The 13,584-nt window shown below is 43.8% G+C and carries 6 protein-coding genes; all 6 read left to right on the plus strand.

Annotated elements, in window-relative coordinates; genetic code table 11:
* The coding region (locus BACCELL_RS23995; protein ID WP_007214735.1) for a LamG-like jellyroll fold domain-containing protein at nt 1-2,223 on the plus strand (2,223 nt) is incomplete at its 5' end.
* 76 nt (nt 2,224-2,299) lie between these two features.
* Entirely contained in the window at nt 2,300-5,374 is a 3,075-nt protein-coding gene (locus tag BACCELL_RS24000; protein WP_044154355.1) for a SusC/RagA family TonB-linked outer membrane protein, read from the plus strand.
* Between the two features lie 7 nt (nt 5,375-5,381).
* Entirely contained in the window at nt 5,382-7,157 is a 1,776-nt protein-coding gene (locus BACCELL_RS24005) for a RagB/SusD family nutrient uptake outer membrane protein (protein WP_007214737.1), read from the plus strand.
* A gap of 18 nt (nt 7,158-7,175) precedes the next feature.
* The gene (locus BACCELL_RS24010) at nt 7,176-10,421 is read left to right on the plus strand and encodes a SusC/RagA family TonB-linked outer membrane protein (RefSeq protein WP_007214738.1); all 3,246 of its coding nucleotides are present in this window, start codon (nt 7,176-7,178) and stop codon (nt 10,419-10,421) included.
* 19 nt (nt 10,422-10,440) lie between these two features.
* Nucleotides 10,441-12,270, plus strand: a complete 1,830-nt coding sequence (locus tag BACCELL_RS24015) for a RagB/SusD family nutrient uptake outer membrane protein (RefSeq protein WP_007214739.1) — start codon at nt 10,441-10,443, stop codon at nt 12,268-12,270.
* A gap of 41 nt (nt 12,271-12,311) precedes the next feature.
* Nucleotides 12,312-13,584: arabinan endo-1,5-alpha-L-arabinosidase (locus BACCELL_RS24020; protein WP_007214740.1), on the plus strand; the 1,273-nt coding region annotated here is incomplete at its 3' end.

The following is a 13,584-nucleotide window of genomic DNA, read 5'->3' on the forward strand; positions in this document are numbered from 1 at the left end:
ATTATGAAGACAAGAAAATGGCCGGCCATATGCCTGGCAATTCTTACAATGTGTATGGGGTCTTGTCAGGATTGGGGGCAAATGGACCCAATCCCTGGAAATCAAGTTTTACCTAAACTTGAGCTGGTTGCCAATCTGACATTCGATGATGAAGAATTGAACCCCGAAGAGATTCAGACTTTCGCCTACCCTGATGGCGACATTCCTATTTTAGTTACTGATGAAGCATTAGGACAAGTACTGGAACTATCCGGTGGCTATGCACGCATCTTTAATCCATTAAATAAGGTGAAAGTGCAAGACGGAGTTTCACTCACTTTCTGGATGAAACAAGCTGTCCCTGAAGAAGATGAAGATGCATCCGCTTTTGAACAGGATGTAACTGGTGCTATTTTTTCATTTGAAAATGCAAATTCTACTCAACGTATGTTTTTTACAGCCAACGGTTGGTTAAACTATGAAGGTGTAGATGGTAGTTACGAAGACAATAATCCAGCGGATGCCAAAACCGGATTGATGAGTGCTGGTGAATGGCATTATGTAGCAATATCTGTTAAGAATAACGGATATTTTGTGTATGTAGACGGATTAAAGAAAATAGAGAAAACTGTCTCTGACTTCGATTGCTCAAAAATCGTTCAGTTTATGGCGTCCGTACCTTATCTATATATAGGATACGGTTCGAACACCGAGAATCAGAAGTGGCAACTCGACGACCTGTCCGTTTATCGGAATACGATAACAAGCACAGAAATTGCAGTGCCGAAGAAAGGTGGAGACAGCAGTGTTGAAGGTGGCGAGCTTTATCCCGGCCAAGTTTTCTTCAGCGATTTTGAAAGAGAAAACGATGGCACAACTATTTATGGTAAGGGTAACTTCACTGATTTCGGAGGTAATTTTGGTCGCGTATTCCAAAATGTGAGTGGCGCTCAACGCTCCAATTATTTAATACTGCCCGAAGATGTCCTTTCTCATTCAGCAGAAACCAAAGAATTGAGCATCGGTGTATGGGTGAATGCTGCCAATGCAGGTGCTTCTTCCGACTATATGTGGGCCCCACTATTTTCAGCCTATGCCTCTGGTCCTGCTACAGATAATGGTACTCCCATGTTTGTCTGCCAATATAGAGGTATTCTGCAAGTGAACTGCAATGGTTGGTGTGACTTTACAGATGCACAAAATACAAACCAGGTCAATGGAGTCTATCACGATGCAACAGACTGGTTAGCCGATAAAGGTTGGCACTATTATACAGTTACGCTGACTGAGACCAATGCCAAAGTATACTTTGATGGAGTACTAAAAAATGAATGGAATGTTAGCGGTTCCGGTGACGGAAATGTCATTGGCGGCTTATTCTCCAACGGAAGTGATTTAAAATATATCTGTCTGGGAGGTAACCAAGCATGGAATTGGGGAGATAATGACGCAGGATTCATGTTCGACGATATTGCCATTTATAATAAAGCGTTGACTAAAGCAGAAATCGATAATATCATTGCTTATAAAAAACTACCGACTCCAACGTATTTCAACGACTTTGAAAAAGGTGTAGGCAATGCCACAATCTACGGTGCAGGAACTATCGAACGTCCTGGCGGCGCATGGGGGAATGTATTCCAGAATGTAGGAGGCGCACTACGCTCCAATTATTTAGTGTTGCCCGAAGATGCCCTCTCTCATACTGCTGATACAAAACAATTAACTGTAGCCGTTTGGGTAAATTCTGAAAATGCAGGGACTTCTGCTGATTACATGTGGGCTCCGTTGTTCATGGCATACGGTTCAGGACCAGCCACTGATAATGGTGCACCGATGTTGGCCTGCCAATACAGAGGGGTACTGCAAGTTAACTGTAGTGGTTGGTGCGACTTTACAGATGCACAGAATACAGCAGGTGCCAATGTGGCTTATCATGATGCTACAGATTGGCTTGCCGATAAAGATTGGCATTTGTACACTGCCGTGTTCACTGAAACCAACGCTAAAGTTTACTTCGACGGTGTGCTGAAGAATGAATGGAATGTTTCAGGCTCAGGTGACGGAAATGTTATTGCAGGTTTGTTCTCTAACGGAAGCGACTTGAAATATATCTGCCTGGGAGGTAACCAAGCATGGAACTGGGGAGACAATGATCCGGGCTTTGCTTTCGACCACATTTCTATTTACAACGTAGCTTTAACTCAGGAACAAATTAAAGTTCTGGTTAATCGTAAGAAATAACCTTTATTCTAATATAAATTAACGCAATATGAAAGAAAAGAAACATCAAACAACACCAAGATTCAAGTGTATTGGCATGTTGTTGACGCTTGCCCTGATACTGATAGGCCAGGTAGCCCAGGCTCAATCAAAGCAAGTAACAGGCGTCGTGAAGGATGCCACAGGAGAGACTGTCATAGGCGCCAGCGTACTTGAAAAAGGTACACCAAGCAATGGTACTATTACCGATATGGACGGTAACTTCAAGTTAACTGTCAGCAGTGGCAATGCCACACTACAGATTTCGTTTGTTGGTTATCAGACACAAGAAATCAGCCTGAACGGAAAAAGTTCCATTGCTGTAACATTGAAAGAAGACTCAGAAATGCTGGAAGAAGTTGTGGTAGTAGGTTATGGCGCACAGAAAAAAGAGAGTGTTATTGGTGCCATCTCTCAGGTATCATCCAAAGACTTATTGTCTACTCCCGCCGCCAACGTATCACAAGCCATTGCCGGTAAGATTCCCGGTGTAATCACTTCACAGACTTCCGGTGCTCCGGGTGCTGATGATGCCCAAATCTTTATCCGTGGCCGTGCCACCTTTGCAGGCGATGCGCAACCGCTTATCTTAGTAGACGGTGTGGAACGTGCTTTTTCGCAAATAGCTCCCGATGACATTGAAACCATCTCTGTACTGAAAGATGCTTCAGCAACAGCTGTTTACGGTGTGCGGGGTGCAAACGGTGTAATGTTGATTACTACTAAGCGTGGTAAGGAACAGAAACCGGAAGTGAGCTTGACTGCTAACTGGCAGATTCAAAGTCCTACACGTGGAGATACTTACCTGAACTCATATCAGTCTGTTGTACTGCTTGAAGAAGCTTTGCGTAACGATGGAATAAACTCATGGTACAGCGACAATGATATTGAGATGTATCGCAAATCAGTAGCCGGACAACTGAGCGGAGTAGACGCCATGCTCTATCCTAACGTAAATTGGTATGATGAGGTACTTAACAGTACAGCTCCTGCACAACGCTACAACGTAAGTATTCGTGGAGGTACGAAACGTATGCGGTACTATGCTTCCGGAGAATTCTACGATCAGACTTCTATGTATAAAAACCTGAGTAACGATGCGTATGGAAACAAATCAAGCCTGAACTTCCGCCGTTACGCTTTCCGTGCCAATACTGATTTCTTCTTGACGAAAGATTTGACTTTCTCAGTAAACTTCGGTACACGCTTTGAGGAACGCAGAGGCCCCAAGACTACAGAAAGAGGCGACTACAGTGAAGTGTTTTATGAAATCAATCATACTCCGGGCTGGATATTTCCTGTAGCTTATGAAGTACAAAGTGGTGAAACTACCCGCTCACTCTATGGCGGTAGTTCACAGTATCAGAATAACATAGTAGCTGCATTGGCAGAAGGAGGTTATTATCGTTCAGTAAACACTATTAATGAAACAAACTTCATTGTAGATTATAAATTGGATTGGCTCACTGAAGGTTTAAGTGTGAAAGGCATGTTGTCGTTCGACTATGAAAACGAACATCGCAGAAATTATACCAAAAATTTCGCCACCTATGAATTAAACAATCGTGATAATTATAATTCTATTGATGCTTACAATAAATTCAACACTGATACCGAATTAGCTTATGGTTCTTCTTTCACCTCTATCTATAAACTCTATATGGAGGCTCAGGTGAATTATGCACGTAAGTTCGGTAAACATGATGTAACCGGTATGATGCTATATATGCAGAATGATTATCGTAACAAAGCTGAACTGGCAGAACGTTATCAAGGTATCGTGGGTCGTGTTACTTATGGTTATGATGACCGTTATTTGTTTGAGTTCAATGCCGGTTATAACGGTTCCGAGAACTTTATGAAAGGTAAACGTTTCGGTTTCTTTCCTTCCGTATCTGTGGGCTGGCGTATCACCAATGAAGAATTCATGAAAGGTACACAAGATTGGTTGAACAACCTGAAGCTTCGTGCTTCTTACGGCCAGGTAGGTAATGATATTTATAAAATAGGTGGTGCCAAGCAACGCTTCCTGTATGAACAGAAATGGAACCAGATTGGTAATGACTACCGATATGGAGAAACCTGGCAATCCGGTATTTATGAATCTCAATATCCTAACTATGGTGTTACATGGGAACGTGCCCATAAATATAACCTAGGTTTGGAATTTGGATTGTGGAACGGTCTGCTGAGTGGTAATCTTGACCTCTTCTACGAGAAGCGTAACGACATTCTGACACAGTATCTCACTCGTCCGCAATGGGTTGGAGTGGCCATGGCAGCTGCCAACCTGGGAAAAACGAAGAACAGCGGTTACGAAATCGAACTGAAACATGCCAACCACATCGGTAAGGATTTCAACTACACAGTGGGACTGACTTACTCTCACGCCAAAAACGAAATCCTCATGATGGACGAACCAAACTTGAAAACAGATTATCGCAAGCGTGAAGGTCATCCTATCAATCAGTACTTTGGTCTGGTATGTGACGGATTCATCACACAAGCCGACATTGATGGTGGAAAGCTTCCCGTGTCCAAACTTGGTGAAAACGTAGGAATAGGAGATTTGAAGTATCGTGATATGAATGGTGACGGACTGATTGATGAAGGTGACGAAACCTTCATCGGTTACAGTGATATTCCGGAAAACACGTACGCGCTGTCATTAGGAGCTAACTACAAGAACTGGGGATTTAGTGTTATGTTTCAGGGCGTGAATCACGTAAGCCGCTATTATGACGCTGAAGCAATGTTCGCTTTTGTAAATGGAGGTAAGGTGAAAGAACATCATCTGGACCGTTGGAATCCTTCCAAGAGTGAAGCTGAAAACTTAGCAAATGCCAAATATCCACGTCTTCACTATGACAGCTACGGCAATCATAACCAACGCGGAAACTCATTCTTCCTGAAAAACGGTGCATTCATGCGACTGAAAAATATAGAACTGAGCTACACCTTGCCTACTTTGTGGGCCAAGAAAGTAGGGATGAGCGACTGTCGTCTCTATGTAAATGCCAACAACCTGATTACCTGGGATGACTTGGATGGTCTGACCGATCCGGAAAGCAACGGTTCAAACCGCTATCCGATTATGAAAACCGTAAACTTTGGTGTAAACATTAAATTCTGATAGAAATATGAAGAAAGCATTATTATACAGTATATTCGCTCTTGGTATTGCCTCCACTACCCTAACCTCCTGCGAGGATATATTCGGTGGCTTCCTTGACAAACAACCCAGCAATGAGTTGACCGGCGAACAAGTGTTCAGCGATTGGAATCTGACTGTACAGTTCCACCTCGACACTTACAATTTCCTGCGCCACGGTGCAGGCCGCATCAGTACTACTTGGCTAGATGCAGCAACCGATTTGGCCGAGACTTCCTATGGGAATGGTGTAAGAACCTCTTTCAATATCGGCAACTTCTATGGAGGTTCGGGTGCATCCGAACTGGTTGATACTTGGGAACACTACTATCGCGGCATCCGCAAATGCAATATGCTTCTCACCCGCATAGAAGAAGTGCCCCAAAACCCTGCCGTCAGCGAAGATAAATATAATAGAGACAAAAAGAACTATATAGCAGAAGCCCGTTTCCTGCGCGCATACTTCTATTGGGAACTGTTCTTACGCTACGGTCCTATCCCCATTGTGAAAGAAGTGCTCGACCCTAACGGCGATTTGATGAGTAAATATACGACTCGTCCCACGACAAAAGAGTATGTAGTAGACTTTATTTTAGAGGAACTCAAAAGCTGTGAAGGCAATTTATTGGATTATGAAACAGCATGGAAATCAAGTTCCGCAGGACGCATCGGTCAGCCTATGGCATGCGCACTCCGGTCACGCATTATGCTTTTCATGGCAAGTCCACGCTATAGTAGCGAATCTGGTATCACCTGGCAACAGGCTGCTGATGTTGCCAAAGAATTCATTGACACCTATGGAGCAAACTTTGCATTGTTTAATGCTAAAGATGCTACTGGTGCCACTTTAGGAATAGAGAACTATACCAATGCACTGTTGAGAACCGCCTATCAAGGTAGCAACAAGGAAGTTATCTTCTACCGAAATGATGACAAGCAGAATTGGGGCAATATAAAAAATGACACACCGGTAGGTGAAGGAGGCAACGGTGGCCTTTGTCCGTCACAGAATCTGGTGGATATGTATGACATGGCGGACGGTTCTTCTCCCTTTAGCGAGTATGATGCTACCGGTGCCCCGGTATATACCGGCAATTCAATGATTCCCGCCATCAATCCTGCAAGCGGCTATAATGATGCCCAACCGTGGAGTAATCGCGATCCGCGTCTGGCTGCCACAGTTCTCTATCAAGGAGCTGAATGGGGTAACGGAAGCATTGACGTAAGATTTGGAATGCGTGACAACCCAAGAGGTAATGCAAACTCTACTCCTACAGGATACCATGTACGCAAGTATATTCCCGAATCAATTCTTAGCGTTGAACATTCCGGAACAGCCTATCGCCTGTGGACTATCATTCGCTATGCTGAAATCATGATGAACTATGCAGAAGCTATGAATGAAGTGAACGGCCCTTGCAGTGAAGTGTATTCCATGCTCGACCAAATACGCCAACGCGCAGGCATTTCGGGTAGTGTGACCGACCGCACCGACTTGAATACCAAAGACAAGATGCGCAACTTCATCCATAAAGAACGCACCATCGAATTTGCATTCGAAGAGCATCGCGCATGGGATGTTCGGCGCTGGAATGTAGCAACTGAGGCGTTATCACGTGACATCTACGGAGTGAATGTGACTGAAAATGGAACCATCACACGTAAAGTAGCCCAAAAACGCGTATTCGAAGATAAAATGTATCTCTATCCGATACCTGAGGGAGAATACTGGAAGACGAACATTGAAAATAATCCAGGCTGGTAATCTTAAATCGAATATATTATGCATAACAATATGAATCATATAATGAACAAACTGGCAGGAATCAGCAAATTCCTGTTGTTGGGAGTCCTGATTATCCTATCCGGTACAGTCCGGGCGCAGGACGAACAGACATTAAAAGGGCGTATCTTAGATCCTGACGGTACCCCAATTCCGGGAGCTATTGTGAACGTTACCGAGCAGAGCCGCATAGCTCTGTCTGATGATAACGGTTTCTTCAGTTTGAAGAATGTAAAAGCAGGCGATGAACTCTGCGTAAGCAGCATAGGTTACAAGAATACTACGGCTACAGCCGAATTTAATGATAACTTCAAAATTGTGATGGAACCTGACGTAGACGAATATCTACACACAATGCCAATAGCTTTCACCCGCAAACCAAAGAAGTTTATGACTGAATCCACCTCGGCAGTAGCTGGTGAAAAGTTACAAAAGTATCCCATTACGGTGCTCCAGAATGCATTTTCTTCTACTGTTACCGGTATGGAAACTTATGAGTGGTCCAGCGAACCGGGATGGACGGAAACAGCCATGTATATCCGCGGTATACGTACCATGAACTCCGGTGCCCGCAATCCGCTAATAATTGTAGACAATGTAGAACGCGACCTTTCATTTCTCGACGCTTTCCCCATTGAGAATATTACTATTCTGAAAGATGCAGCTGCAACAGCCATCTATGGTATGCGCGGTGCCAACGGTGCCATTCTGGTAACCACGAAACGCGGTGAAACAGGAAAGACGAAGATAGACTTCACGCAAGAAGTAGGTTTCCAAATGTTGAGCAACAAAATGGAAAATCAGAATGCATATAACAAAGCACTGACAACCAACCGGGTACTCTATCTGGACGGAAGCGATCCACAATACTCGGATGAACAAATTGAAATGTATCGTCGTGTCACTGCCGGTGAAGAACTGGAAGGTATAGACCGATACCGGTATTTCAATACGAACTGGTTTGATGAGTTGTATCGCGACATGGCTCCTACCTATAAAACAAATATGCAGATCAGTGGCGGAAGCAGCCGTGCACGTTACTATGTATCATTCTCATATCTCCGCCAGGAAGGTATGTGGAATTCCAAATGGACGGAATATAATGATAAATTCAGCACGCAGCACGTTTTGAACCGCTATAACCTGCGCTCCAATCTGGACATCGATGTAAACAAATATCTGAATGTATCATTGGATTTGGGTGGACGTATCGATAATATCTCTCAGCCTCGTACCGGTGTATTCTCATTGGTAACGTTCGGTGCAGTAGAAGCCGACCCGATGGCTCCTGTTTACACCCCTAACGGAGAATTGTACTCCAAGAGCACAGCTCAGAATCCTGCACGTTTGTTAGGTTCATCTGGACAGGACAAAAACCGTCGTCGTAACTTGTATTCTACCGTTAATGTGACGGGCGACCTGTCCGAACTGGTGAAAGGACTGAAAGCAAACGTAACAGTTAGTTTTGATGCCTTTGATGTATTTCAATCAACTCAGGATAACAGTGTGAATTCTTACGAGTACGATTACATGAATATGAACGTAAAAGATCCGTCACAGTTTGAATACAAACAAACTACCAAGTATTCTGCTTTGACCAACCCATCTGCCAATGAACGTGCCAACTACTACAATTTTAATTTCAATGCCGGTTTCAGCTATAACCGGTCATTTGGAAAACATGCTGTAGATGCCCGCGCCTTCATACGTACATATCAGAATATGGAAAACGTACGCGACGCTAACAACCATGATGTAGGCAAGCTTTCGTCCAACCGTTTCTTGTCATACAACGGACAGGCAACTTATATATATGATAACAAGTATATCCTTTCTGGAAACTTTTCGCGGATGGCCAGTGATAACTACGCACCGGAAGACCGCTGGGGTAATTTCTATGGAGCCTCTCTTGGTTGGGTAGCTTCAGAAGAGGCATGGTTGAAAAACAAGAATATCAGCCTGCTGAAACTACGTGCTTCATTTGGTCACGTTGGACAATCTTCTACGGGCAGTAATCGTTACCCCTACCAAAGTACTTTTGGAACAAGTACCGGTTATAGCTTCGGAACTTCCAATACAGGCGTAGGAGGTGTTGCAGAAACCCTCTCCGGCAACCACAACAATAAATGGGAACTCTCTGATATGCTTAATGTTGGCGTAGATTTCGACTTCTGGCATAAGAGGCTCTACGGCTCATTCGACGCGTTCAAAGAATGGCGTTCCAATATTCTGGTAACCCGTTCCAATACTCCCAGCCTTTTGGGTATCGGTGTAGCACAAGATGCCTATGGAAAAGCCGAAACCAAAGGTATGGAGTTAACAATCGGACATCGTAACCGCATTGGTAAAGTGACTTATTTCTTGGAAGGCATGCTGACTTGGAATACCAATAAGATTACCGAAATGGACGAAACAGAACCGAATGTAGAGTGGCAGCGCAAAACCGGTAAACGGATATTCGAATACACTTCTGTAGCCGGACTTTATGAAAATGTATTTAACGGAACAGTAGGCGGTTGGAATATTTACAAGTTCCAACAATGGGCAAGCGATCCTAATCTGATTGCTACCAGTCAACAAGACGCTATCGATCATCCGGAAAAGTATCCGTATAATACGGCTGCAGGTAGTGCAAAAAGGCAAGATCTCGGTACAGCCGTTTTCAAAGATTTGAACGGTGACCGTCAAATTGATGAAAATGATATGATTCCAAGTGGTTATACCATTATCCCCGAAATGACTCCTTCCTTGTCTTTCGGTGTTGAATATGCAGGTTTTGATTTACAGGCAACGCTTACGGCATATCTGAATCGTTCAGTATTCATCTCACCTGCCATGACTTGGTCTCCTTGGGGACATCAGGCAACTCATGAAATCACCAAAGCATGGGGATACTACACGGATGATCCGAATGACCCTCGAAACGTAAATGCAACCTATCCGCGTCCCACGTATGCTGGGTTCAATCCTATTGACAGCGAAAGAAGTACTAACACTTATATGAATGATATCTGGATAGTAAATGGAAATTATCTGTCACTACGCAACATTGAACTTGGATACTCTTTACCCAAAAGGCTGATTGCAAAAGCCGGTATGACCAAATGTCGTATCTACTTTAATGGATACAATTTATTCAATTGGAGTCACTTGCCTGATAATCTGGATCCGGAAAAGCCTATGAGTTACACATGGTGGTATCCTAAGACCCGCACATTCTCTTTTGGTATAAACGTTGGTTTCTAACCTTTCAATAAACAAGATTATGAATACGAAAAAGATTATAAAATATATAGCAGTAGCGCTGTTAGCATACGGAACTTCTTCCTGTAGCGACTTCCTGGAAAAGGAAGTGGACTTGACCCTCTCCGAGGAGCAAGTTTTCAGAAGCTACGAAAACACCCGTGGTTTCTTAGCCAATATTTACACTTATTTACCAGACGCTTTTGTTGGCTACACAGATGGACAATTCCGAAGCGCATCCCGCGATTGCATGACCGATAACGCTTTAGGTTGGTGGTCAGTATTGTATTATGGCAGTGTACTTACAGATGGTTATTCAGCTATTAACCACCCATTCGCCAATGACTTTTGGCCCAAAAACAGCAGAGCTATCCGGGCATCGAACCTATTCCTAAAGAATGTTCGTGAAGAAGTTGTTGGTAACTATGATAAGACCGGTGACGATAATCATTTGTATGATCGCTATGTAGCCGAAGCCAAATTGCTTCGTGCCATCTTCCACTTCGACATGTCTTCTTGGTTTGGCGACATCATTATTGCAGGTGATGATGAAGAGGGTGTACCCATCGTTTTTCAGCAGAATGACCCACGCATGAATGTACCGCGCAATAAATGTGCAGACGTTATGAAATGGGTTGCCGACCAATGCGACTTGGTGAAAGATGTATTGCCGTTCCGCTACAGCAACGAAAATGAGAATTGGGGGCGCGTGAATGGTGCTGCCGCTTATGCTTTAAAGGCAAGAGCCCTGCTTTACAGAGCTTCCCCACTAAACAATCCGACCAATAACATTGAATGGTGGAAAGAAGCCGCTGAAGCAGCACGTGCATTCATAACCAAAAACAATCAGCAAACGAAGCCATACAAGCTATACAGAACATCTGATAATGACCCTACACAGAACTATTATCAATGTTTCGTAACAACCCCATATTTCAACGACGAATATATCTTGACTCGTTCTGTATGGACCACTCATACAGTGGAGGATTATCTAGCTCCTGCCGGCTTTACCAATTCAAGCGGTCGAACGAATCCAACCCAGAATTTAGTTGATTCTTATGAAACAATCAATGGTTTGCCTATTGACCAAGACTCAAGTTACGATCCTCAAAATCCGTATGCCAACCGAGATCCGCGCCTTGAACAGACAATCCTGCATCAGGGCTCCATCTGGGGAGACAAACTGAATGAAGAGGAACGCGCCATTGACGTATCTTATCCTAGCGGAGCAGACTATGAGACACAAAACGGTGGTACCTTAACAGGTTACTATACAAAAAAGTACTTGAACAATATGTCATTCAAGAGTCCGTCAAACTATAATCATGTGTGTCCCATTTTCCGTTTTGGAGAGGTTTTATTGAACGCAGCTGAAGCCGTAAACGAAGCCTATGGACCATCCGAAGCTTATCAATATATCAACGAATTACGCGATCGCGTAGGTATGCCTGCTTATAGCGGCATGAATCAGGAACAACTCCGTGAACGCATTCGCAACGAACGACGTATTGAATTGTGCTTTGAAGACCACCGTTTCTTCGACGAACGTCGCTGGAAGCTTTTTGAAAACCAAACACCATCCAGCGAAAAAAATCTGCCATACTACAAGCAGGTCTATAATCTTTATGGTGTCACTGTTACAAATCCGGAAAATGCAGTGTACACATACGGCTCTGCCAGAAATTATCCCTCACGCACATTCAATGTACCTAAGAATTACTACTTCCCGATACCCGATGCGGAAACTAAGAGACTGCCGAGACTGGGACAAAATCAAGGTTGGGAACTCAGTACTTCTACAGGTGGAGGTGAAAACGATTCGAATGAAGAAGAAACTCCGGCTGAATAAAGGGAAAATGTTATAGAACAAAACATCTAAAGAATTAAGTTATGAAACAATATAAATGTCTTATTACCTTGTTTGCAGCCGCTCTCTTTATGGGAGCGTGCAGCGACGATGACAACGACTATGGAACCGAGGGAGTTGCCATAGCAACGCCTGCCATAACCGGTGAAACAAGCACTTCGTCTGCCTCACTTAGTGTGGCAGTCAACATGCGCGATGATGTACGCTATAGCGGTGCCGGCTTTTGTTACAGTTTACAATCGTCTCCTACCATCCATAGTGCCACAGTCAAAGCACTTATCAGTAATGGAACATTGTCGGCCACTCTCACAGATTTAGCTCCGAAACGCACTTACTATGCACGTGCATTCGTATGCATCTACCAAGGTGATGTAGTCTATTCGCCAGAGTTCATGTTCAGTACAGCCGATGGTACATTAGATGAACAGTTAGCGGCTTATCAAGCTCCCATCTACCCCGACAATTATATCGCTATAGCAGACTGGAACATGCGTGGTCAATGGAATCTTGCCAATGTACACGATCCTACGGTAGTGTTGGGTGAAGACGGATACTATTATATGTATCAGACTGATGCTTCATACGGTAATGCTCATGGAGGACATGGGCACTTCCATGCACGCCGCTCCAAGAACCTGATTGACTGGGAATATTTGGGCAGAACCATGAAAGAACTTCCCGGTTGGGTAGTTCCCAAGCTAAATGAGATTCGTCAAGGAATGGGATTGCAACCCGTTGCTACCGCTGCTGAAATCTCCTATGGTTTCTGGGCTCCTTGTGTACGCAAAGTTAGAAACGGTTTGTATCGTATGTACTATTCTATCACTTGTCCGGGATTACTCAACGGTGAAGGTACCTGGAGTGAACGTGCATTTATCGGAATGATGGAAAATACCAATCTTTCTAATAATGATGGATGGGTAGATAAAGGGTATATAGTGACAAATGCTTCAGACAAAGGACTTGAGTTTAATGTTACAGCTGGAGACTGGGCAAACTGTTACTACAAATGGAATGCTATCGATCCTTCCTACATCATCACTCCTGAAGGTGCACATTGGTTAATTTATGGTTCTTGGCATAGTGGCATCGTTGCCATGGAACTAAATGGAATAACTGGTATGCCCAAACAAAATCTGAGTATCCCTTGGGCAGAAGGTAATGCGCCTGCCGAATATGGGCAGTTAATTGCCACCCGCCAAGCTGGTAATCGTTGGCAAGCAAGTGAAGGTCCTGAAATCATTTACAATCCTCAAACAGAATATTATTATCTGTTTATGGCTTACGATGCTTTGG

Source organism: Bacteroides cellulosilyticus DSM 14838 (assembly GCF_000158035.1).
Lineage (GTDB): Bacteria > Bacteroidota > Bacteroidia > Bacteroidales > Bacteroidaceae > Bacteroides > Bacteroides cellulosilyticus.

Bases quoted from the DNA above. Each gene is read 5' to 3' on its own strand.
- BACCELL_RS24005 (WP_007214737.1), top strand. From the start codon at position 5,382: ATGAAGAAAGCATTATTATACAGTATATTCGCTCTTGGTATTGCCTCC.
- BACCELL_RS24010 (WP_007214738.1), top strand. From the start codon at position 7,176: ATGCATAACAATATGAATCATATAATGAACAAACTGGCAGGAATCAGC.
- BACCELL_RS24015 (WP_007214739.1), top strand. From the start codon at position 10,441: ATGAATACGAAAAAGATTATAAAATATATAGCAGTAGCGCTGTTAGCA.
- BACCELL_RS24000 (WP_044154355.1), top strand. From the start codon at position 2,300: ATGTTGTTGACGCTTGCCCTGATACTGATAGGCCAGGTAGCCCAGGCT.